The organism is Pelagivirga sediminicola, from assembly GCF_003072125.1.
GTDB lineage: Bacteria > Pseudomonadota > Alphaproteobacteria > Rhodobacterales > Rhodobacteraceae > Roseovarius > Roseovarius sediminicola.
Genome location: NZ_QCYH01000002.1, coordinates 36,720 through 58,201 on the forward strand (window position 1 = coordinate 36,720; position 21,482 = coordinate 58,201).

Consider the following 21,482-nt stretch of genomic DNA (forward strand, 5'->3'; position numbering starts at 1 on the left):
GGCGCGCTTTTGTTTCGCGCCCGCCGCTTTCAGCGCATCGCACCTGACCTTGCGGTCCGGCGCTCCGCCCTTCCGGTCGCCGGTCCGTCCGCTGGACGGCCCGCCGCTTTCAGCGGTTCGCGCCCGGAACCCACAGGACGTCATCCTTGCCGCCGTTATTGGCCATCCGGCCGGCGACGAAGAACCAGTCGCTGAGGCGGTTGAGATACTTGATCGCGGCGGGGTTCACAGGCTCGATCCCGGCCAGTTCGGTGGCGCCGCGTTCGGCGCGGCGGCAGACGGTACGGCACAGGTGCAGATACGCGGCCAGCTCCGAGCCGCCGGGCAGGATGAAGCTGCGCAGCGGCTCAAGCACCTTTGTCATCACGTCGATTTCCGCCTCCAGCCGGTCGACCTGGCCGGTGGTGATGCGCAGGGGGGGATACTCGGCCTCGGCGTCCTTCTCCATGTCCGGGCGGCACAGATCGGCGCCTACATCGAACAGATCGTTCTGGATGCGCGCCAACGCCTCATCCGTCTCGCCGGTGGCGTGCAGGCGCGCCATGCCGACCGTCGCGTTCACCTCGTCGACAGTGCCATAGGACGCCACGCGCGCCGAATGCTTGTCCACCCGGCTGCCATCGCCAAGCGCGGTGGTGCCGGCATCGCCGGAGCGTGTGTAGATCTTGTTGAGAACGACCATGATCATTGGCCTCCGAATTGGTTGCGGATTGTCACGAATGCCAGGATGAGCAGAACTGCCAGAAACTGGGCGATGATACGCCAGCGCATGAGCTTGTTCGAGCGCTTGCCGTTCTCGACGCCGGGTTTGCCCATCGTGCTGACGCCCATCGCGAGGATGACGGCAACGGCCAGGCAAGCGGCGGCGACAAGCAGGAATAGCGGATCTTTCAGCATGCGGATCTCCGGTTTGGCTGTGCTGCGGATGTAGCCCCGTTGCCACCCGAAGCGAAAGGAAAAAAGCGCGGTGCGCGCCGCGCCGTCATGCGCGCGACAGGATCCAGTCCAGCGCGCGGGCAGGCAGGATGCGCCGGGCGATGCCCATCGCATGTGTCGGCACGGTCACGTAATAGCGCGCGCGGGGGCGCCGCGCCTCGACCGCGTGGACCAGTTTTGACGTGACCGCCGATGGCGGCAATTCGAACCGGTCGGGGCCGGACGCGTCATATAGTCGCTTTTGCAATCCGGCGCGGTAATCGGCCACGCGCGCGGAGTTTTCCCAGTCGATCCAGCGCTCGAAATGGGGAATCGAGTTCTGGCGGATGCGCGATGTCACCGGCCCCGGCTCGATCAGGCTGACGTCGATGCCGGTGCCGCGCAGCTCGATCCGCATCGTGTCGGTCAGGCCCTCGACGGCGAATTTCGTGGCATTGTAGGCACCGCGCCACGGCAGCGTGACAAGCCCCAGAACTGACGAACATTGCACGATCCGGCCATGGCCCTGGGCGCGCATGACGGGGATCACGCGGCGGGTCAGCTCGTGCCAGCCAAAGAGGTTCGTCTCGAATATCTCGCGCAGGGCGCCGGTCGGGACATCCTCCACAAGGCCCGGGCAGGCATGCGCGCCGTTGTTGAAAAGCGCGTCCAGCGTGCCGCCCGTCGCCGCCAGAACCTCGGCCAGACCGGCCTCGATGCTGGCGCTGTCGGCATAATCGATCTGCGGGCTCTCCAGCCCCTCGGCGCGCATGCGGTCGCAATCCTCGGCCTTGCGGCAGGCGGCAAAGACACGCCAGCCGCGCCGCGCCATCCCGTGCGCCGCATCGTATCCGATGCCCGAAGAGCACCCGGTAATCAGGATGGTGCGGCCTGCGCCGCGCGTGGAGGAATTCAATTCAAGGGAGCCTTCAGTTCATTGACGTGACCAGCCAGTCGGCCATCCACCCGGTTTGTCCGGTCTGGAGATCGCGCAACTCCATCCAGGCGCCGCGCCGGTCCAGCACTTCCACCCGGGTTCCCATGGCCAGCTGATCGACCTTTTCGTAATCGGTGCCCGGACCGCTGCGCATGTTGGCGGCGGTGCCAGCAATGCTGCGGATATCCGCGGGCTGCTGGCGGGCGATCACGGCGGCCTCGATCGGCAGGCTGTTGACGTCGCGCACCAGCGTTTCGGCGCTGAACGTGCCGATATTGTCCAGCGGGCGCTGGCCCATCGCATTGCCGCCATTCAGCGGTCGGGCGGCGGATGCCAGCGTGATTTCAAACCCGCCATGTGCATTGTCATTCAGATCCGAAAGCCCGGCAAAGGCGGATTGCGCGCGCGTCACCGTCTCATCCTCCATGTCCACTTGCTCGGTCTTGGCCGGTTCGGGCGCGGCGGGGGCGCTGTCAACCGGCGCCTCGGCGATCTGGACATCTGCCTGCGGCTTCGGCGCAAGCTTTGGCGCCGGGGCAAAGAAAGACCGGTCCTGCATCGCGATCTGCAGCGAGTTGGGGGAGGGGGCGTAATCGGCGCCGCCGCTCGCCTCGTAAAAGGCGAAGCCGAGAAACCCGAAACTGATCAAAATAAAACGCCACATCGTGCAATCCCCCAATCGCAGTGCCTTGCGGGGCTGGCAGGCCCCTGAGCACAACATAATGTTACCACGATTCGCCTCGCGCGATAACGACAAAACCGGCCCCGCCACATCAACAGCCGCTTTACGAGCATTGGCGCCACGGCTATGAGGCAAGGCATGAGCGACAAGACCGACGATCCCGTAGAGCCCCAGGGCGATATCCCCGAAGCGGTGGCCGAGCCGCTGCGCCGCGCCATCGGCGAGCGCTATCTGACCTATGCGCTCAGCACGATCATGCACCGCGCCTTGCCCGATGCGCGCGACGGGCTGAAGCCTGTTCACAGGCGCATCCTCTATGCAATGCGCGAGTTGCGTCTAAGTTCCACCGGGGGCTTCAGAAAGTCGGCCAAGATCAGCGGCGACGTGATGGGTAACTATCATCCGCACGGGGATGCGGCGATCTATGACGCGATGGCTCGCCTCGCGCAGGACTTCGCGGTCCGCTATCCGCTGGTCGACGGGCAGGGCAATTTCGGCAATATCGACGGTGATAACCCCGCCGCCGCACGCTATACCGAGGCGCGCATGACAGCCGCCGCCGAGGCGCTGCTGCAGGGGCTGGACGAGAATGCCGTCGATTTTCGCGACAATTATGACGGCACCCTGACCGAACCTGTGGTCCTGCCGGCCAGCTTTCCCAACCTGCTGGCCAACGGGTCCAGCGGCATCGCGGTGGGCATGGCGACCAACATTCCGCCGCACAACATCGCCGAGTTGATCGACGCCTGCCTGCATCTGATCAAGACGCCCGATGCACGCGACGACACGTTGCTGAACCACGTGCAGGGCCCCGATTTTCCGACCGGCGGCGTCATCGTGGAGCCGCCCGAAAGCATGGCGCAGGCCTACCGCACCGGGCGCGGCAGCTTTCGTTTGCGCTGCAAATGGGAGGTCGAGGATCTGGGCCGCGGCCAGTGGCAGATCGTCGTCACGGAAATTCCCTATCAGGTGCAGAAATCGCGCCTGATCGAGAAGATCGCCGAGGTCATCCAGACCAAGAAGATCCCCATCCTCGCCGATGTGCGCGACGAGAGCGCCGACGACGTGCGCCTTGTGCTGGAGCCGCGCAGCAAGAATGTCTCGCCCGAGATGCTGATGGGGATGATGTATCGCAACTCGGATCTGGAGGTGCGGTTCTCGCTCAACATGAACGTGCTGATCGACGGCGTCACGCCCAAGGTCTGCTCGCTCAAGGAGGTGCTGCGCGCCTTTCTGGACTTCCGCCGCGAGGTGCTGGAGCGCCGGTCGCTGCACCGGCTGGAGAAGATCGACCACCGGCTGGAGGTGCTGGAGGGGCTGATCGTCGCCTTCCTGAACCTTGATCGCGTGATCGACATCATCCGCTATGACGAGGCGCCGAAGGCCGCGCTGATGCGCGAGGACTGGGGCCGCGAATTCGTGCGCGCGCGGGGCGAGGCGGATTATGTCCCGCCTGCCGAGGGCGGCGAGGACGGGCTGACCGACCTGCAGGCCGAATCCATCCTCAACATGCGGCTGCGCAGCCTGCGGCGGCTGGAGGAAATCGAGCTGCTGAAAGAGCAAAGCGCCCTCATGGAAGAGCGCGCCGCGCTGGAGGATCTGCTGGAGCATCCCGAGCTGCAATGGGGCGCGGTCGCCGACCAGCTGCGCGAGGTCAAGAAGCAGTTCGCCAAGAGCACGCCGAACGGCGCGCGCCGCACGCAGTTTGCCGTCGCGGGCGAGGTCGAGGACGTGCCGCTGGAGGCGATGATCGACCGCGAGCCGATCACCGTCGTGTGCAGCCAGATGGGCTGGATCCGGGCGATGACCGGCCATATCGACCTGACGCGCGAGCTGAAGTTCAAGGACGGCGACGGCCCGCGTTTCCTGTTCCACGCCGAGACGACGGACCGGTTGCTGATCTTCGCGGGCAATGGCCGCTTCTATACCATCCCCGCCGCCAACCTGCCCGGCGGGCGCGGCATGGGCGAGCCGCTCCGCCTGATGGTGGACCTGCCGAACGAGGCCGAGATCGTCGATATCCTGGTGCATCAGCCGGGCCGCAAGCTGCTGCTCGCGTCCAGCGCGGGCGACGGTTTCATCGTGCCCGAGGACGAGGTTCTGGCCCAGACGCGCAGCGGCAAGCAGGTGCTGAACGTGCGCGCCCCGGCCCGCGCGACGGTCTGCAAGCCGGTCGCGGGCGATCATGTCGCCGTTGTGGGCGAAAACCGCAAGGTGTTGGTTTTTGCAGTGTCCGAACTGCCCGAAATGGGGAAGGGCAAGGGCGTGAGGTTGCAAAAGTACAAGGATGGCGGGCTGAGCGATGCCACGACATTCAACATCGAGGCCGGTTTGACCTGGCTTGACCCGGCGGGACGGACCCGGACCGAAACGGCGCTGGACGAATGGACCGGCAAGCGTGCAGGCTCCGGCCGCATGGCCCCGCGCGGCTTCCCTCGTGACAACAAATTCACCTGAGCGCGGGGCGGCGCGACCCCTGTGTCGCGGGGCATCCGGAGGCAGGCGCGCATGACGCACGAACAGGGCCGGCTTGGCGGCGAGTATCACGGCACGCAAGGCCCGCTTTTCTGGCTGGCCGTGCGCACCGCGATGCTGACGGCGCTGACGCTCGGCGTCTACCGTTTCTGGGCCAAGACGCGGATCCGGCGCTATGTGTGGTCTTCGGTCGGGGCCGATGGCGATGCGTTTGAATATACCGGCACGGGGCTGGAGAAGTTCCTGGGGTTTCTGGCCGCGATCGTGATCCTTGCCGTTTATCTGGGCGCGGTTCAGATGATCCTGTTCTATTTCGGCCTGACCTTGTTCGGCGCCGCCGAAACGCAGGCCGAGCTGTTCCTGCAATTCGGCGCGTTCGGCATCACATCGCTGGCGATTCTGCCGCTGGTGTTTTTCGCGCAGTATCGCGCGCGGCGCTACCGGCTGGCGCGCACGCGGTGGCGCGGTCTGCGCTTCGGCGCCGAGGCGGCGGCGTGGGGCTATGTCTGGCGCGCGATGATTTATTGGGCGATTGCGCTGCTGTCGCTGGGCCTGCTGTGGCCGTTGATGACCTTTCGTCTGGCACAGTACAAGGCCGATCGCAGCTGGTACGGCAACGCGCGGTTCCGGCAGAACGGGCGCTGGACCGGGCTTTATGCGGCGATGAAACAGCTTTTCGTCGCGCTCGGCCTGATGGTGCTGGCCGCCATCTTCGCGGCGATCCAGCTTTACGTGCTGGCCGGTCTGTGGGCGACGTTGGGCGCCATCTGGTTCAGCGTTGGGTTGCTGTCCTACCGCGTCAATGCCTTCGTCTACCTCACCGAAAACCTGGTGCTGGAGGTGCCCGGCGCGGATGATGTGACTTTCGGGACCAGCCCCCAGACATGGAACGTGCTGTGGCAGATGGTGGGCGGCAGCATGGCGGTTTTTGCGGCGACGGGTCTGGTCTTTGGCTTGCTGGGGGCGGGGCCGCTGCTGCTGATCGGGCTGGAAGCGGTGCCGCTGCACGTGCTGATCGTGCCGTCGGTGCTGCTGTATATGCTGGCGCTGGCGATCTCGGGGGCGCTGTGGCTGATCTGGGTGGCGCAGCCGATCCTGCGCCATGTCGTGACGCGGTGCACGGCGCAGGGCACCGGGGCCCTGAACGGCGTGGCGCAACGCGCGGGCGACAGCGGCGCGGATGCCGAAGGCTTTGCCGATGCGCTGGATATCGGGGGGGCGTTCTAGATGCTGCCTGTACCCGCGCGATATTACGACGGGATAACCGCAACGCGGCAGAACGTGCGCGCCATGCTGTCCGAGGATGGCGGCGCGCTGCTGATCCTTGGCGGCGCGCAGCCTGCGCCGCTGGAATGGCCGCTGGCGCGACTGCGCGCGGTCGGGGGCGCGGCGCGCAAGGGGCATCTGGTGCTGGCGCTGCACGATCCGGCCAATCGCGCCGACGCGCGCCCGCTTGCACCGGCGCGGCTGACGGTGACGGACCCGGCCCTGATCGCGGCGCTCAGGGCGCGCTGCCATCTGGCGCGCCGGGACCGGCGGCCCGGCATGCGGGGCCGGTTGGTGCGCCGCGGCGCGCTGGCGGCGGCGGCGGTGGGGATCATGCTGTTCGTGATCCTGCCGCGCATGGCCGATACGCTGGCGACGCTGATCCCCGTCGAGCGCGAGATCACGTTTGGCCGCTCTGTCGTGGCGCAGATCGAGCGCGCGCTCGGCGCCACGGACCTGGGCGATCTGGACTGCACCGCGCCCGCCGGGACCGCGGCGCTGGAAGTCATGACGCGGCGCCTGTCGGCAGGGGCCGATCTGCGCTACCGGCTGGAGGTGCGGGTGCTGGATCACGCGATGGTCAATGCCTTTGCCGCGCCGGGCGGCCAGATCGTCATCATGCGCGGATTGCTGGACGATGCCACCGGCCCCGATGCCGTTGCGGGCGTTCTGGCCCATGAGATCGCGCATGTGGAGGCGCGCGATGCCACCCGCCACGCGCTGCGTGCCGCCGGATCGGCGGGCCTCCTGTCGATGGTGATCGGGGATGTCACAGGCGGCGCCGCAGCGGTGTTTCTTGGCGAAAGGGTGATGCGCGCCAGCTATACCCGCGAGGCCGAGACCGGGGCGGACCGGTTCGCGCTGCGCATGCTGAACAATGCGGGCGTCAGCAGCAGGGGGATGGCGGCGTTCTTTGACGGGCTGGCCGAGGCCGAGCAAGAGGGCGGGCCGGGCAGGTTGCCGACATACCTTTCGTCGCACCCCGACAGCGCCGCGCGCGCCGATGTGGCCGAGGCGAACGCGGCCGATCAGAGAGCCACCAGCCCGGTGATCAGCGATGCCGAGTGGCAGGCGCTTCTGGCCATTTGCGACTAAAGCGTGGCTGGCCTCTGGACATCGCGCCGGACCGGCGCGGACGAAAAAAGGGCGGCCCGGCAAGGCCGCCCCGTTTCGGCTGACTGAGCGTCGCCCTTATTCCAGCGTATTGCCCTGCTTGATCACGCCGGTGCCGGCGCTTTCGCCGTTCTGGAACCACTCCAGCTGATCGCCGTCGATTTCGGCTTCATAGCAGCCGAAATCCGTGCCGGGATAGCAAACACCCTCGTCCGTGATCTCGTAGGTGCCGCCGCCGGCGGCGTCCTCATAGGTGCCGTCTTCGGCGAAAAAGCTGGCATAGCCGCCGCCGCCCATATCGCCGGTAAAGGTATTGCCGACGAGCGCCGCGCGCAGCTCGTCCGGGCTGGAGGCGGCCAGGGCGCCGGTTGTGGCGGCGCCAAGCGCCAGCACGGCGGCGAGGGCCGTGCGCGTCAGGATTCGGGGTGTCATATGGGTCATCTCCGCTGGTTGTTTCAACTTACTAGATAGGCTGCGCGCGCGGCAATCAATGCGCGTCTGCGCCGCCGCGCCCCGCCTGCGCGCGTTTTCGCCGCCGCGCCGTCAGACCGGCTGCGCGGTCAGCCACACGCCGCCCTCGGGCCGCAGGGTCAGGATCATCACCGGATCGGGATTGCGCCCCTCGACAGGCGCGAAGCGGAAGCGGCCCAGCAGCGTGGCAAGGATGATGACCACCTCCTGCAGTGCGAAACTGGCGCCGATGCAGATGCGCGGCCCGTCGCCGAAGGGCAGGTAGGCATAGCGCTGAACGTCCTTGCGGTTTTCGAACCGCTCGGGGCGGAACGCGTCGGGATCCTGCCACAACTGATGATGACGGTGCAGCGCATAGATGGGAATGATCACCGTATCGCCGCGCCTTATCTGCCGCCCACAGAGCGTGTCATCGGCCGCTGCGCTGCGCGACACCATCGCGGCCGGCGGGTAAAGGCGCAGCGCCTCATCCGCGATCTGACGGATATAGGGCAGGTTCGCCACATCCTCGCCGGTGGCGGGGCGGCCTTCGCAAACGGCCTGCACCTCGGCGCGTGCCTTCTCCTGCACGCGCGGATCGAAGGCGCAGAGGTAGAGCGACCATGCCAGCGTCAGCGCCGTTGTCTCGTGCCCGGCGACGATGAAGGTCAGCAGGTTGTCGCGCAGCTCGGCGGTGTTCATGCAGCGTTTTGTTTCGGGATCCTCGCCCTCCAGCAGCAGGTCCAGCAGGTCCGGCACGCCCTGCGGGCCGCGCTTGCGCCGGGCCTCGACGGCGTCATCGGCAACCGCCTTCATCTGCTTCATCGCGGCGCCCGACACCATCCGGCCGGGGCGCGGCACCCAGTCCGGCAGGCCAAGGATGTCGAAAAGCGAGATTTTCCCCGCCTCAGCGATATAGGCGTCGATGGCTCCGTGCACGGCGTCCGAATCAAAGCTGCCGTCGCCGGAAAACGTCACCTCGCTGATCACGTCGAAGGTGGTGCGCACCATGTCTTCGGCCATGTCCACGGCGCGCGGGCCTGCGGCCGCGATCCGCTCGGCGCTGCGCTCGGCGGCGGCGGTCATGATCGGGGCGAGGTTCATCACGTTGCGATGGGAAAACACTGGCGCCGCCGCGCGCCGCTGCCAGCGCCAATGCGCGCCCTCGGCGATGAACATGCTGTCGCCGATGGCCGGTTTCAGCAGGTTCTTCGTCACCAGCGACTTGGGATAATTGCCCTCGTTCTCCAGCAGCACGCGGCGCAGCGCGCCGGGGTCCATCACCATGTGCCAGCGCTTGGCCGTGCGCCCCGACACCATGGGCTGGCGTGTCGCCAGATCGGGAATGATGCTCAGCACGTTGCGGCGCGCGGCATTGAGGCTGCCGAGGATGCCCATGGGCTGCGTCACCAGCGGGACGCGGACGGGCAGGGCGGGGGAGGTGTCTGTGCTCATGCAGTTAGATATAGGCGCTGTGCGGCGCCCCGGCAAATCGTTGCGAAGGGCGCCGCGTTGCGGTATCGCGGCAAGGCTCGCCATCCAATCCCACCCGCCGAGGACCGCTGCCCATGCTTCGCCTGATCGCCTTCTTCTCCGCCCTGCTGACCGTCGCGGCCTGCACCAATCCCAACGATCTGGACAAGGCGCCGGTGCCGCTGGGCGATTTCAAGCTGGCCCATAACGTCGTGGTCGCGCCGAACCTGACCAAGGGGCCCGCCTCGCGCGACGCCTCCAAGGAGGAATGGATCGCCTCGATGAAAAAGGCGGTGGACGAGCGGTTCAGCCGGTATGACGGCGACAAGCTGTATCACCTTGGCGTGTCGATCGAGGGCTATGTTCTGGCGGTGCCGGGCGTGCCGATCGTCGCGTCGCCGAAATCGGCGCTGATCCTGAATGCCACGGTCTGGGACGATGCCGCCGGCAAGAAGCTGAACGAGAAGCCCGAGCAGATCACGGTGATCGAATCGTTCTCCGGCGAGACGGTGCTGGGATCGGGCCTGACCCAGTCCAAGGAAGAGCAGATGACCAATCTGTCGCGCAACGCGGCCAAGCTGATCCAGAATTGGCTGGAGCGTCAGAAATACCAAGAGGACTGGTTCGGCGGCCGCGCCGCCGACAAGACGCCCGCGCGCAAGCCCCCGGCGGCCAGGCCAGCCGCAGCGGCGCAGCCTGCCGCGGCAAGGGGCGCCGCGAAGGCCGGGGCGAAGGTTGCGGGCTGATAAGGGCGAAACTCTCCCGGCACCGGTTTTCCGTTGATGGGCGCGATTGATGGCTTGATTCCCGCCCGGAGGTCGCGTAATCGGTGCCCCATCTTAGGGGTATAGCTCAGCTGGTAGAGCGACGGTCTCCAAAACCGTAGGTCGCGGGTTCGAACCCTGCTGCCCCTGCCAAATCCATTATAATTCAAACGTATCTGGCCCTTTGTGACGGCTGTGCGGGTCTTTGCCACTTGGCAACATGCTGGCGCGGCCCCGACAATGCGCCTGCAAACGGCCAGACCGGCGCAGCGTGCCGTATTTTGACCGGCTTTCGACGCGAAATGGCCGCGGTTGCCATAATTTCGCCCCAATCGCGCCGTATGAAGCACTTATTCGGCGGTGCGCCTTGTGGCGCAGGCCGGATTCGCGTGGGGGCGCGGAACAAGGGTAGTGCTGCAATGGCATTTTCGGATGACATAACGTCCAAGCGGGTCAACTTGCATGACCTTTTGCCCGGTATGCGGTTGCAGCCGCTGCAGTCGCCCGCGGCCACGGTGACGGACGATGAAATCGATCAGGTGATTGCCCGGACGCTTGCGGAAAGCAGGCAGCTCGACGCGCGCGCGGCGATGCCTGATATCGTTTCGCAGGACGAATTGCTGGGACGCGCCGGGCGCAACGCGCGGCAGGACGCGGCGGAAGGCGGGGCCGCGGCGGCGCGCATGGACGCGGTCGCCGCCGAGTATGCGCCTGCAAAGCCCGCCGCGCAGGCCGCAGATCAGGTCCGTCGCAGGGCGCCCAAGCTGCGCAGGCTGGGCAAATGGCCGCGCCGCGCGGCTCTGGCGGGCATTGCGCTGGCGGCTTTCTGGCTGGCGCCTTGGGGCGCGGCGCTGATTACGCTGGTGGCGCTCGTGCTGGCTGCGGCGCTGGTTCTGGCCATGGGCTCGGACCGTGTTGCGGACACGCTCGCCCTTATCCACAACGTCCTGCACGCACGAAACCCGGACCGGGCCGAGCGGTTTCGACTGCGCGTGGATCGGCTTGCCACGATCATGGATGGCGTGCTGGACCGGCTGCCCGAACGCTGGACCGCAGGGCTCTATATCCGCGATTTCAGCCGTCATGCGCTTTTGGGCGAGGACATGACGCAGCGGCCCGATCCGTTCGACCGCCTCGCCGCCGCCGCGCGCAACGGGTGATACAGGCGCGCTTGCGCACTTGAATTCGCCGCGTCCGGGGGGTATGTGCGCCCTCGACGGGTCTGCGCCGCGCAGGGCCATTGTTAGATAAAGAAGGCAGCGCATGGCACGCACCAATCCGCTACAATTCGTCCAGCAGGTCCGCTCGGAGGTCTCCAAGGTCGTCTGGCCGACGCGCCGCGAGGTGCTGTTGACCACGGTGATGGTGTTCATCATGGCCGCGCTGACGGCAGTTTTCTTTGCGCTGGTGGATCTGGGCATCCGCAGCGGGCTGCAGGCGGTGCTGTCGATTTTCGGCTGATCGCCGACGCCATATCCGGCATTATGGGCGCTGCCCCCTTGAACCCAAGGGCAATGCCGGGTAATTGCACGATAACTCTGCAATATGGCGCGCGGCGATTCGAGCCCCGCGCCGATTTTGTTTGTCAGACGTTCGGCCCCAGCGGCGCAGGACGGGAAATTACGGCGGATGGCGCCGGTTGAAACGGGGAATGGCTCAGCATGGCAAAGCGGTGGTACTCGGTGAGCGTTCTTTCGAATTTCGAGAAGAAGATCGCCGAGCAGATCAGGACAGCCGTGGCCGAAAACGGCCTTGAGGACGATATCGACGAGGTTCTGGTCCCGACCGAAGAGGTGATCGAGGTCCGCCGCGGCAAGAAGGTCACGGCCGAGCGCCGCTTCATGCCCGGCTATGTTCTGGTGCGGATGGAGATGTCCGACAAGGGCTATCACATGATCAACTCGATCAACCGCGTCACCGGCTTTTTGGGCCCGCAGGGGCGCCCGATGCCGATGCGCGATGCCGAGGTTCAGGCGATCCTGGGCCGCGTGCAGGAGGGCGAGGAAAGCCCGCGCACCCTTATCCATTTCGAGATCGGCGAGAAGGTCAAGGTCAACGACGGCCCGTTCGAGGGCTTCGACGGATCGGTCGAGAATGTCGACGAGGAAAACCAGCGCCTGAAGGTGTCGGTGTCGATCTTTGGCCGGGAAACCCCGGTCGAGCTGGAATTCACGCAGGTGTCCAAGCAATAAGGCGCGGCGCGATGCGCCTCGGTCTCGCCCGGCATCCCTGCCGGGCGTTATCCTCAGGGCCGGGCCGATACGGCGACGACCGGCGCGTCAGCCCGTTTTCATCACGAAATGCTTCAGCACCTTTTCGGTGATTTCCCAGGTGCCCTTGAACCCCGCTTCGATCACGAAAACGTCGTCCGGGCCGACCTCGTAGGCGTCGCCGCCGTCGGGGGTGATGGTGATGCGCCCCTCGATCATATGGACGTATTCCCATGTCGCGTAGGTCGCGTGATAGGTGCCGGGGGTGGCTTCCCACCAACCGGCCATCAGGTTCTCGGCGTCGGATTTGTATTCGATCCATGTGCGCATGGTCGGCTTGCCATCGACCTTTTTCCAGCCGTCGAGATCGCTGGTGATCGGATCGGCCTTGCGTTCGGCCAGTTTGCTGACGGGTGAGTGTGACATGATGCCCCCTCCTTCGGGTTGTTGAACGATTGTCACCATCGCACAACGCAGCAAGATTGCAGCAACTCTTTGCGGCATTGGCGGGTGATCGCATGTCCGAGATGCTTGCATCCGGAGCGCGCAGGAGGTATGCGGCGCATCTGTCGTCCTGTTTCGCGTGCGAAAGGGCGTCATACCTTCGTGGAAGGCGAGGGCGCCGCGGCGTCCGGACCGGACCACGCAACCCGAATGGCCGAGGGGCGCGCCCTGCGGTCTGTTGAAATGGAAGGAGAGGCCTCATGGCCAAGAAACTCGCCGGGAAGATGAAGCTGCAGGTGAAAGCCGGGCAAGCCAACCCCAGCCCGCCCGTCGGCCCCGCACTGGGCCAGCGCGGCATCAACATCATGGAATTCTGCAAGGCGTTCAACGCCAAGACGCAGGATCTGGAGCCGGGCGCCCCGTGCCCGACCGTTATCACCTATTACCAGGACAAGTCCTTTGAGATGGACATCAAGACGCCGCCGGCGTCCTACTATCTCAAGAAGGCGGCCAAGCTGTCTTCGGGTGGCAAGCTGACCGGCCGCGAGACTGCCGGCTCGGTTACCGTCAAGCAGGTGCGCGACATTGCCGAAGCCAAGTGGAAAGACCTGAACGCAAACGACATCGAGTCCGCGATGAAGATCATCGTCGGCAGCGCGAAGTCCATGGGCATCGAGGTGAAGTAAGATGGCAAAACTTGGAAAACGCGCACGCGCAGCCCGTGAGGCATTTGCCGGCAAGTCCGACCTGAGCGTCGAGGACGCCGTCAAGCTGGTCAAGGGCAACGCCAAGGCCAAATTCGATGAAACCATCGAAATCGCCGTCAACCTGGGCGTCGATCCGCGCCACGCCGACCAGATGGTTCGCGGTGTCGTCGGTCTGCCCAACGGCACCGGCAAGGACGTCCGCGTGGCGGTCTTCGCCCGCGGCGCCAAGGCCGAAGAGGCCGAGGCCGCAGGCGCCGACATCGTCGGGGCCGAGGATCTGATGGAAACCGTGCAGGGCGGCAAGATCGACTTTGACCGCTGCATCGCCACGCCTGACATGATGCCCGTCGTGGGCCGTCTGGGCAAGGTGCTGGGCCCGCGCAACCTGATGCCGAACCCGAAAATCGGGACGGTGACGATGGACGTGGCCCAGGCTGTCAAGGACGCCAAGGGCGGCCAGGTGCAGTTCAAGGCCGAGAAGGCCGGCGTGGTTCATGCCGGTGTCGGCAAGGCCTCGTTCGACGAGGGCAAGCTGGTCGAGAACGTGCGCGCCTTCATCAGCGCCGTGCAAAAGGCCAAGCCGGCCGGCGCCAAGGGCTCCTACATGAAGCGGATCTCGCTGACCTCGACCATGGGTCCGGGCGTGACGATCGACGTGGCCGACGCCGCCGTCGAGTGAGCGCGGCGCAGGCTGAAAAATTGAAGGAGCGGGCCGGAAGGTCCGCTCTTTTTCCATTCCGCTCTTTTTTCATGATTGGGGCTGTTCCCGTTTTGCCTCCCTTCGGGCCGGAGATGGCGGATTTTCCAGAAAACCCTTGTCTGAATATGTGCCATCCCGCAGCATCCGCGCGATCCGCATGCCGGGTGGCAGTTTTCTTGAGGCGATACGATGCAGACGTCCCTGACCGATCCAATTGGAGGCCTGCGCAGAATCGAGCAGATTCACGCCTTGGCCGAGGCCGAGTTGAAAGGTCAGGCGCCTGACTTCGATGCGCCTGCATTGCTGGCGGAACTGGACGATCTGGCGCAAAAGCCGCGCACCGTGACCGAACTCGAGGCGCGGATCATGGTCCAGTATATCGGTCGCCTGCGGCCCGCGCGTGCGCGGATCCTCATGAACAGCCTGCGCGAGGAGCGCACAAAGGAGGGCGATCCCGACGCGTTTGTCCAATTCGAGGCGATGATCAAAACCGCCCTTGGCCGCGGCGCGGTGATCGGCCATGACTTTCAGCCCGATGCCTTTCAGGATCGCGATCATCAGGCCATCTGGGACGACGTGCGCAACGTCGTTCGGTCGTTGGAGCGGTGGTCCACCAACATCTTCCTGAATTCAGGCACGCTTTTGGGTGTCGTGCGGGACCGCAAGCTGATCGACCATGACGACGATGTCGATCTGGGCATGTTGATCGAGGCCCGCACCGAACGCGAGGCAGGGCGCATCTGGGCTCAAATCTGCGGTGAGATGGACGCGGCCGGCCTGCTGGCAGATTACGACCCGGCCGCGATGGCCCAGGTCAAGCTGAACACCAGCACCGGCCTTGCGCTGGACCTTTTCCCGGCCTGGACCTTTCGCGGCCAGGTTTACGTCTTTCCGCACACTTACGGGGAATTGAGCGAGGATGATGTGCTGCCCCTGCAGCCATGCGAGCTGAGCGGGATGCAGCTGCCTGCGCGGCCCGAGCGGATGCTGGCCGTCAATTATGGCGATGGCTGGCGAGAGCCCGATCCCTATTTCGTCTTCCCGTGGAAGCGGCGCAAGCGCCAGTTCCGCAAATTTCAGCGCGCTTGCGGCGTGGAGGAGTAACCATGTCAGCCAGCCAGCGGACGATTTTGACATATGGGACGTTCGATCTGTTCCATACCGGCCATGTCCGCCTGCTGGCGCGGCTGGCGGATCTGGGCGACCGTCTGATTGTCGGGTGCTCGACCGACGGATTCAACGCCTCCAAGGGCAAGCTTTGCGTGATGCCCTATGAGGCGCGTGTCGAAATCCTGTCGGCCTGCCGTCACGTCGATCTGGTGTTCCCCGAGGAAAGCTGGGACCAGAAACGCGGGGATATCGTCAAATACGGTGCCGATGTTTTCGCCATGGGCAGCGACTGGACCGGCAAGTTCGACGATCTGGGCGACCTGTGCGAAGTGATCTATCTGCCGCGCACGCGCGATATCTCGACGACCGAGATCAAGCAGTTGATGCAGCAAAGGGCCGCCGAAGGTGCGGTGCAGGCGCCTTCGCCCAGAAAACGCTCGGGCCGGCTCTGATTTGGGCGGAAAGTGCATCGGGGGGTTGGCATTCGCGCCGGAACACTCTAAAGGCAGCATTGCATGAGTGGCATGGGATTCGCGTTCCATGTCCTTTGTGCGTTTCGTCCGAGACGGTGGGTGGGCCTTGGCCCTTAATATCCTGCCCGAGGCGGGAGTGACAAGATCAGCCAGGCCCCGCGTCTGGATGCGTCGACGATGCCCCGTTTCCAGGACCAAATGCCGGACACTCTTGTCCGGCTGAACTGAGCCGGGGGAGCCTCCCCCGAATATTGGAGTGAAACTGTGGATAGAGCCCAGAAAGAGAAAGTGGTCGAGGAACTCGGCCAGATCTTCGAAAGCTCTGGCGTCGTAGTGGTTGCCCATTACGCCGGACTGACAGTTGCGGAAATGCAGGATCTGAGGGCGCGCGCACGTGCGGCCGAGGCATCCGTCCGCGTTGCCAAGAACAAGCTCGCCAAGATCGCCCTCGACGGCAAGCCCTGCGCATCCATTGCAGGCTACCTGACGGGCATGACCGTTCTGACCTATTCCGAGGACCCCGTGGCAGCAGCCAAGGTGTCGCAGGAATTTGCCAAGGGGAATCCGAAGTATCAGATTCTCGGCGGCGCAATGGGTGAGAACGCTCTGGACCAAGCCGGCGTCGAAGCCGTGTCGAAGATGCCCTCGCGCGACGAGCTTATCGCTCAGATCGCAAGCTGCATCGGCGCACCTGCCTCGAACATTGCCGGTGCGATTGGCGCGCCCGCTTCGAACATCGCAAGCATCCTTTCGACCATCGAGGAAAAGGCCGAAGCGGCCTGACCCTCGCGCAACTGGAAATTCCGGCAAGGGCATGCCGCCCTGTCGTTGGAACACATCTAAAACGGAAAGCATGATAAAATGGCTGATCTGAAGAAACTGGCAGAAGAGATCGTTGGTCTGACCCTGCTCGAAGCACAAGAACTGAAAACCATCCTGAAGGACGAGTACGGCATCGAGCCCGCAGCAGGCGGCGCAGTGATGATGGCCGGTCCAGCAGGCGACGCCGGCGGCGCTGCAGAAGAGCAGACCGAATTCGACGTCATCCTGAAGTCGGCCGGCGCCTCCAAGATCAACGTGATCAAGGAAGTCCGCGCCATCACCGGTCTGGGCCTGAAAGAAGCCAAGGACCTGGTCGAGGCCGGCGGCAAGGCCGTCAAGGAGCAGGTCTCCAAGGATGAAGCAGACGACATCAAGGCCAAGCTGGAAGCAGCCGGCGCCGAAGTCGAACTGAAGTAATTCAAGGGATGCGGGTGCGCCGACGCGGCAGCGCCTGACCCTGAAATATGGCTGGATCCGGCGCAAACCGGGTCCAGCCGAACCTGTCTTGGACAGGTCCCCATGCGCTGCGGGCGGCGCCGGTTCACGATACCGGCACCACCTGTTGCGGCGCAGCATCGGGGGCTTATCTCAGGCGAGGTTCGTGCGATCGGGAGGCCGTCATTGGGACGACGGCCATGAATGGATCGCACCCCCGCTCTCTCTGATGGCCGTGCGGCTGGGGCCCGACAGCACGCGCGACCGTTGAGAAATGAAAGGTGACCAGACACATGGCTCAATCCTACCTTGGCCAGAAGCGTTTGCGCAAATACTTCGGTAAAATCCGCGAAGTCCTCGAAATGCCGAACCTCATCGAGGTTCAGAAATCCTCCTATGATCTGTTCCTGCGCTCCGGCGATCAGGCCACGCCGATGGACGGCGAGGGGATCAAGGGCGTGTTCCAGTCGGTGTTCCCGATCTCGGATTTCAACGAGACCTCGGTCATCGAGTTCGTCAACTATGAGCTGGAAAAGCCCAAGTATGACGTCGAGGAGTGCATGCAGCGCGACATGACCTACAGCGCCCCGCTGAAGGTGACGCTGCGCCTGATCGTGTTCGATATCGACGAGGATACCGGCGCCAAGTCGGTCAAGGACATCAAGGAACAGGACGTGTTCATGGGCGACATGCCCCTGATGACGCCCAACGGCACCTTTGTGGTCAACGGCACCGAGCGGGTCATCGTCTCCCAGATGCACCGCAGCCCCGGCGTGTTCTTCGACCATGACAAGGGCAAGACGCACAGCTCGGGCAAGCTGCTGTTCGCCTGCCGCATCATTCCCTATCGCGGCTCCTGGCTGGATTTCGAATTCGACGCCAAGGACATCGTCTTTGCGCGGATCGACCGCCGCCGCAAACTTCCGGTCACGACCCTGCTCTACGCCATGGGTCTGGACCAGGAAGACATCATGGATGCCTATTACGACACCATCCAGTTCAAGCTGGAAAAGGGCAAGGGCTGGGTCACCAAGTTCTTCCCCGAGCGTGTGCGCGGCACCCGTCCCACTTATGATCTGGTCGATGCGGCCACCGGCGAAGTGCTGGCCGAGGCCGGCAAGAAGGTCACGCCCCGCGCGGTCAAGAAGCTGATCGACGAAGGCAAGGTCACCGAGCTCTTGGTTCCGTTCGAGCATATCGTCGGCAAGTTCGCGGCCAAGGACATCATCAACGAAGACACCGGCGCGATCTATGTCGAGGCGGGCGACGAGTTGACGCTTGAGCGCGACAAGGATGGCGAGATCACCGGCGGCACGCTGCAGGATCTGCTGGATGCGGGCATCACCGACATTCCGGTTCTGGACATCGACAACATCAATGTCGGCCCCTACATCCGCAACACCATGGCCGCGGACAAGAACATGAGCCGCGAGACCGCGCTCATGGACATCTACCGCGTCATGCGCCCCGGCGAGCCGCCCACCGAGGAGGCCGCATCGGCCCTGTTCAACACGCTGTTCTTCGACAGCGAGCGCTATGATCTGTCCGCCGTCGGCCGGGTCAAGATGAACATGCGTCTGAACCTTGACGCCGAAGACACCGTGCGCACGCTGCGCCGCGAGGACATCGTCGCCTGCATCAAGGCATTGGTCGAACTGCGCGACGGTAAGGGCGACATCGACGATATCGACCATCTGGGCAACCGCCGGGTGCGCTCGGTCGGCGAGCTGATGGAGAACCAGTACCGCGTCGGCCTGCTGCGCATGGAGCGCGCGATCAAGGAGCGGATGAGCTCTGTCGAGATCGACACCGTCATGCCGCAGGACCTGATCAACGCGAAACCTGCCGCCGCTGCAGTGCGCGAATTCTTCGGCTCGTCCCAGCTGTCGCAGTTCATGGACCAGACCAACCCGCTGTCCGAGGTGACGCACAAGCGCCGCCTGTCGGCGCTTGGACCGGGCGGCCTGACGCGCGAGCGTGCCGGCTTCGAGGTGCGCGACGTGCACCCCACCCACTATGGCCGCATGTGCCCGATCGAGACGCCCGAAGGGCCGAATATCGGCCTGATCAACTCGCTCGCCACCTTTGCGCGGGTCAACAAATATGGCTTCATCGAAACGCCTTATCGCAAGGTCGTGGACAGTCAGGTCACGGATGACGTGCAATACATGTCCGCCACCGAAGAGCAGCGCCACACCATCGCGCAGGCCAACGCAAATCTGGACGAGAATGGCCGTTTCATCAACGATCTGGTCAGCACGCGCCAGTCCGGCGACTACATGCTGGCGCCGAACGAGCAGGTCGATCTGATCGACGTTTCGCCCAAGCAGCTGGTTTCGGTCGCTGCCTCGCTGATCCCGTTCCTTGAGAACGATGACGCCAACCGCGCGCTGATGGGCTCGAACATGATGCGTCAGGCCCTGCCACTGATCAAGGCCGAGGCGCCGCTGGTCGGCACTGGCATCGAGGGCGTCGTGGCCCGCGATTCCGGCGCCGCGATCATGGCGAAACGTGCAGGTGTCATCGATCAGGTCGATGCTCAGCGTATCGTTGTGCGCGCGACCGAGGATATGGAACCGGGCGATCCCGGCGTCGATATCTACCGCCTGCGCAAGTTCCAGCGGTCGAACCAGAACAGCTGCATCAACCAGCGTCCGCTGGTCAAGGTCGGCGACACTGTCGGCAAGCATGAGGTCATCGCAGATGGCCCCGCCACCGACATGGGCGAGCTGGCCGTTGGCCGGAACGTCATTGTCGCGTTCATGCCGTGGAATGGCTACAACTACGAGGACTCGATCCTGATCTCCGAGCGGATTTCCCGCGATGACGTCTTCACCTCCATTCATATCGAGGAATTCGAGGTCGCCGCGCGTGATACCAAGCTGGGGCCGGAAGAGATCACCCGCGACATACCCAACGTGGGCGAAGAGGCGCTGCGCAATCTCGACGAGGCGGGCATCGTCTATATCGGTGCGGACGTGGAGCCGGGCGATATCCTCGTGGGCAAGATCACCCCCAAGGGCGAGAGCCCGATGACGCCGGAGGAGAAACTGCTGCGCGCGATCTTTGGCGAAAAGGCCAGCGACGTGCGTGATACGTCCCTGCGCGTCAAGCCGGGCGATTTCGGCACCGTGGTCGAAGTGCGCGTCTTCAACCGCCACGGCGTGGAAAAGGACGAGCGCGCGCTGCAGATCGAGCGCGAAGAGGTCGAGCGTCTGGCGCGCGACCGCGACGACGAGCTGGCGATCCTGGATCGCAACATCTATGCCCGTCTGCGCACGATGATCCTGGGCAAGACGGCTGTCAAAGGGCCCAAGGGGGTCAAGTCGAACTCGGAAATCAACGAGGATCTGCTGTCGACGCTGACCAAGGGTCAGTGGTGGCAGCTGGCGCTGAAGGAAGAGGCCGACGCGCAGATCATGGAGGCGCTCAACGCGCAATACGAGGCGCAGAAGCGTGCCCTCGATGCGCGGTTCGAGGACAAGGTCGAGAAGGTCCGCCGCGGCGACGACCTTCCGCCGGGCGTCATGAAGATGGTGAAAGTGTTCATCGCGGTGAAGCGCAAGCTGCAGCCGGGTGACAAGATGGCGGGGCGTCACGGCAACAAGGGGGTCATTTCCAAGGTCGTCCCGATGGAGGACATGCCCTTCCTCGCCGACGGCACGCCGGTCGATTTCTGCCTCAACCCGCTGGGCGTGCCCAGCCGGATGAACGTGGGACAGATTCTTGAGACGCATATGGGCTGGGCCGCGCGCGGCTTTGGCATCAAGATCGACGATGCGCTTCAGGGCTATCGCCGCAACGGCGATCTGACCCCGGTGCGCGAGGCGATGCATCTGGCCTATGGCGACGATGTCTTCGAAGAGGGCATCAAGGACATGGGCGAAGAGCAGCTGATCGAGGCGGCGGGCAACGTGACGAACGGTGTTCCCATCGCCACGCCCGTCTTTGACGGCGCCAAGGAGCAGGACGTGAACGACGCGCTCAGCCGCGCAGGCTTTGACACGTCGGGCCAGTCGATCCTCTTCGATGGCCGCACGGGCGAGCAGTTCGCGCGTCCCGTGACTGTCGGCATGAAGTACCTGCTCAAGCTGCATCACCTTGTCGATGACAAGATCCACGCACGCTCGACCGGGCCCTACAGCCTGGTCACCCAGCAGCCGCTGGGCGGCAAGGCACAGTTCGGCGGACAGCGCTTTGGTGAGATGGAGGTCTGGGCACTGGAAGCCTACGGCGCTGCCTACACCTTGCAGGAGATGCTGACGGTCAAGTCGGACGATGTCGCGGGCCGCACCAAGGTCTACGAGAGCATCGTCAAGGGCGAAGACAGCTTCGAGGCCGGCGTGCCGGAGAGCTTCAACGTGCTGGTCAAGGAGGTCCGGGGTCTGGGCCTCAACATGGAACTCCTGGATTCGGAGGGGGAGGAATAGAAAATTCGCAGAAATTTTCTTGCTCCGGTTTTTCGCGAAAAACCGGGGCCTTCCCCTTTCCGGCCTACCCAAAATT

The 21,482-nt window shown here is 64.6% G+C and carries 21 protein-coding genes and 1 tRNA gene; 15 read left to right on the top strand and 7 right to left on the bottom strand.

Annotated elements, in window-relative coordinates:
• Positions 1-109 precede the first annotated feature (109 nt).
• The 4 genes from DC366_RS03825 to DC366_RS03840 all read right to left on the bottom strand — a co-directional run bounded on the left by DC366_RS03825 (position 110) and on the right by DC366_RS03840 (position 2,516).
• Positions 110-682, bottom strand: a complete 573-nt coding sequence (locus DC366_RS03825) for a cob(I)yrinic acid a,c-diamide adenosyltransferase (RefSeq protein WP_108691325.1) — start codon at positions 680-682, stop codon at positions 110-112.
• 2 nt (positions 683-684) lie between these two features.
• Positions 685-897: a twin transmembrane helix small protein gene (locus tag DC366_RS03830; RefSeq protein ID WP_108691326.1), complete on the bottom strand. Its 213-nt coding sequence runs from the start codon at positions 895-897 to the stop codon at positions 685-687.
• Between the two features lie 85 nt (positions 898-982).
• Positions 983-1,831 carry an SDR family NAD(P)-dependent oxidoreductase gene (locus DC366_RS03835; protein ID WP_108690901.1) on the bottom strand — a complete coding sequence of 283 codons (849 nt, stop codon included), beginning with the start codon at positions 1,829-1,831 and terminating at the stop codon, positions 983-985.
• Positions 1,832-1,844: 13 nt separating this feature from the next.
• Entirely contained in the window at positions 1,845-2,516 is a 672-nt protein-coding gene (locus tag DC366_RS03840) for an SH3 domain-containing protein (protein ID WP_165802838.1), read from the bottom strand.
• 156 nt (positions 2,517-2,672) lie between these two features.
• Between DC366_RS03840 and DC366_RS03845 the strand changes: the two genes are divergently transcribed.
• Genes DC366_RS03845 through DC366_RS03855 form a run of 3 tightly spaced genes read left to right on the top strand, consistent with a single transcriptional unit; the run spans position 2,673 to position 7,370 of the window.
• Positions 2,673-4,991 (top strand): DNA topoisomerase IV subunit A, encoded by a 2,319-nt coding sequence (locus DC366_RS03845; protein WP_108690903.1) that lies wholly within the window; start codon positions 2,673-2,675, stop codon positions 4,989-4,991.
• Between the two features lie 51 nt (positions 4,992-5,042).
• Entirely contained in the window at positions 5,043-6,236 is a 1,194-nt protein-coding gene (locus DC366_RS03850; RefSeq protein ID WP_108690904.1) for a DUF898 family protein, read from the top strand.
• Entirely contained in the window at positions 6,237-7,370 is a 1,134-nt protein-coding gene (locus DC366_RS03855; protein WP_108690905.1) for a M48 family metallopeptidase, read from the top strand.
• Between the two features lie 96 nt (positions 7,371-7,466).
• On the opposite strand, the gene DC366_RS03860 is transcribed toward DC366_RS03855, so the two are convergent.
• Positions 7,467-7,820, bottom strand: coding sequence for a hypothetical protein (locus DC366_RS03860; protein WP_133176165.1), 354 nt, complete (start codon positions 7,818-7,820; stop codon positions 7,467-7,469).
• A 111-nt stretch (positions 7,821-7,931) separates the two neighbouring features.
• Positions 7,932-9,293: a cytochrome P450 gene (locus DC366_RS03865; RefSeq protein ID WP_108690907.1), complete on the bottom strand. Its 1,362-nt coding sequence runs from the start codon at positions 9,291-9,293 to the stop codon at positions 7,932-7,934.
• A gap of 113 nt (positions 9,294-9,406) precedes the next feature.
• Here DC366_RS03865 and DC366_RS03870 point away from each other — a divergent pair, with 113 nt between their 5' ends.
• The 5 genes from DC366_RS03870 to nusG all read left to right on the top strand — a co-directional run bounded on the left by DC366_RS03870 (position 9,407) and on the right by nusG (position 12,267).
• Positions 9,407-10,057: a hypothetical protein gene (locus DC366_RS03870; protein ID WP_108690908.1), complete on the top strand. Its 651-nt coding sequence runs from the start codon at positions 9,407-9,409 to the stop codon at positions 10,055-10,057.
• A 95-nt stretch (positions 10,058-10,152) separates the two neighbouring features.
• Positions 10,153-10,228: transfer RNA gene (locus DC366_RS03875), tRNA-Trp, on the top strand.
• 266 nt (positions 10,229-10,494) lie between these two features.
• On the top strand, positions 10,495-11,235 hold the full coding sequence (locus tag DC366_RS03880; protein ID WP_133176166.1) for a hypothetical protein: 741 nt from the start codon (positions 10,495-10,497) through the stop codon (positions 11,233-11,235).
• Between the two features lie 103 nt (positions 11,236-11,338).
• A complete protein-coding gene (gene secE, locus DC366_RS03885) occupies positions 11,339-11,536 on the top strand; it encodes a preprotein translocase subunit SecE (protein WP_108690910.1) in 198 nt (65 codons plus the stop codon).
• Between the two features lie 200 nt (positions 11,537-11,736).
• Positions 11,737-12,267, top strand: coding sequence for a transcription termination/antitermination protein NusG (gene nusG, locus DC366_RS03890; RefSeq protein WP_108690911.1), 531 nt, complete (start codon positions 11,737-11,739; stop codon positions 12,265-12,267).
• An 87-nt stretch (positions 12,268-12,354) separates the two neighbouring features.
• On the opposite strand, the gene DC366_RS03895 is transcribed toward nusG, so the two are convergent.
• Positions 12,355-12,711, bottom strand: a complete 357-nt coding sequence (locus DC366_RS03895) for a cupin domain-containing protein (protein WP_108691327.1) — start codon at positions 12,709-12,711, stop codon at positions 12,355-12,357.
• A gap of 278 nt (positions 12,712-12,989) precedes the next feature.
• On the opposite strand from DC366_RS03895, the gene rplK reads away from it, so the two are divergent.
• The 7 genes from rplK (at position 12,990) to rpoB (ending at position 21,406) form a co-directional block, all read left to right on the top strand.
• Positions 12,990-13,415, top strand: coding sequence for a 50S ribosomal protein L11 (gene rplK / locus DC366_RS03900; RefSeq protein ID WP_108690912.1), 426 nt, complete (start codon positions 12,990-12,992; stop codon positions 13,413-13,415).
• Position 13,416: 1 nt separating this feature from the next.
• A complete protein-coding gene (gene rplA, locus DC366_RS03905) occupies positions 13,417-14,115 on the top strand; it encodes a 50S ribosomal protein L1 (RefSeq protein ID WP_108690913.1) in 699 nt (232 codons plus the stop codon).
• Between the two features lie 210 nt (positions 14,116-14,325).
• Positions 14,326-15,240 (top strand): LicD family protein, encoded by a 915-nt coding sequence (locus DC366_RS03910; RefSeq protein WP_108690914.1) that lies wholly within the window; start codon positions 14,326-14,328, stop codon positions 15,238-15,240.
• Between the two features lie 2 nt (positions 15,241-15,242).
• Positions 15,243-15,698, top strand: a complete 456-nt coding sequence (locus tag DC366_RS03915; RefSeq protein WP_108690915.1) for an adenylyltransferase/cytidyltransferase family protein — start codon at positions 15,243-15,245, stop codon at positions 15,696-15,698.
• 285 nt (positions 15,699-15,983) lie between these two features.
• On the top strand, positions 15,984-16,502 hold the full coding sequence (rplJ, locus tag DC366_RS03920) for a 50S ribosomal protein L10 (RefSeq protein ID WP_108690916.1): 519 nt from the start codon (positions 15,984-15,986) through the stop codon (positions 16,500-16,502).
• Between the two features lie 78 nt (positions 16,503-16,580).
• Entirely contained in the window at positions 16,581-16,958 is a 378-nt protein-coding gene (rplL, locus tag DC366_RS03925) for a 50S ribosomal protein L7/L12 (RefSeq protein ID WP_108690917.1), read from the top strand.
• 311 nt (positions 16,959-17,269) lie between these two features.
• Positions 17,270-21,406: a DNA-directed RNA polymerase subunit beta gene (gene rpoB / locus DC366_RS03930; RefSeq protein ID WP_108690918.1), complete on the top strand. Its 4,137-nt coding sequence runs from the start codon at positions 17,270-17,272 to the stop codon at positions 21,404-21,406.
• The last annotated feature ends 76 nt before the right edge of the window (positions 21,407-21,482 follow it).

Bases quoted from the DNA above. Each gene is read 5' to 3' on its own strand.
- secE (WP_108690910.1), top strand. From the start codon at position 11,339: ATGGCACGCACCAATCCGCTACAATTCGTCCAGCAGGTCCGCTCGGAG.
- DC366_RS03850 (WP_108690904.1), top strand. From the start codon at position 5,043: ATGACGCACGAACAGGGCCGGCTTGGCGGCGAGTATCACGGCACGCAA.
- rpoB (WP_108690918.1), top strand. From the start codon at position 17,270: ATGGCTCAATCCTACCTTGGCCAGAAGCGTTTGCGCAAATACTTCGGT.
- DC366_RS03845 (WP_108690903.1), top strand. From the start codon at position 2,673: ATGAGCGACAAGACCGACGATCCCGTAGAGCCCCAGGGCGATATCCCC.
- DC366_RS03840 (WP_165802838.1), bottom strand. From the start codon at position 2,516: ATGTGGCGTTTTATTTTGATCAGTTTCGGGTTTCTCGGCTTCGCCTTT.
- DC366_RS03915 (WP_108690915.1), top strand. From the start codon at position 15,243: ATGTCAGCCAGCCAGCGGACGATTTTGACATATGGGACGTTCGATCTG.
- nusG (WP_108690911.1), top strand. From the start codon at position 11,737: ATGGCAAAGCGGTGGTACTCGGTGAGCGTTCTTTCGAATTTCGAGAAG.
- rplL (WP_108690917.1), top strand. From the start codon at position 16,581: ATGGCTGATCTGAAGAAACTGGCAGAAGAGATCGTTGGTCTGACCCTG.
- DC366_RS03870 (WP_108690908.1), top strand. From the start codon at position 9,407: ATGCTTCGCCTGATCGCCTTCTTCTCCGCCCTGCTGACCGTCGCGGCC.
- DC366_RS03895 (WP_108691327.1), bottom strand. From the start codon at position 12,711: ATGTCACACTCACCCGTCAGCAAACTGGCCGAACGCAAGGCCGATCCG.
- DC366_RS03830 (WP_108691326.1), bottom strand. From the start codon at position 897: ATGCTGAAAGATCCGCTATTCCTGCTTGTCGCCGCCGCTTGCCTGGCC.
- DC366_RS03855 (WP_108690905.1), top strand. From the start codon at position 6,237: ATGCTGCCTGTACCCGCGCGATATTACGACGGGATAACCGCAACGCGG.
- DC366_RS03910 (WP_108690914.1), top strand. From the start codon at position 14,326: ATGCAGACGTCCCTGACCGATCCAATTGGAGGCCTGCGCAGAATCGAG.
- DC366_RS03865 (WP_108690907.1), bottom strand. From the start codon at position 9,293: ATGAGCACAGACACCTCCCCCGCCCTGCCCGTCCGCGTCCCGCTGGTG.
- DC366_RS03880 (WP_133176166.1), top strand. From the start codon at position 10,495: ATGGCATTTTCGGATGACATAACGTCCAAGCGGGTCAACTTGCATGAC.
- rplA (WP_108690913.1), top strand. From the start codon at position 13,417: ATGGCAAAACTTGGAAAACGCGCACGCGCAGCCCGTGAGGCATTTGCC.
- rplK (WP_108690912.1), top strand. From the start codon at position 12,990: ATGGCCAAGAAACTCGCCGGGAAGATGAAGCTGCAGGTGAAAGCCGGG.
- DC366_RS03860 (WP_133176165.1), bottom strand. From the start codon at position 7,820: ATGACACCCCGAATCCTGACGCGCACGGCCCTCGCCGCCGTGCTGGCG.
- DC366_RS03825 (WP_108691325.1), bottom strand. From the start codon at position 682: ATGGTCGTTCTCAACAAGATCTACACACGCTCCGGCGATGCCGGCACC.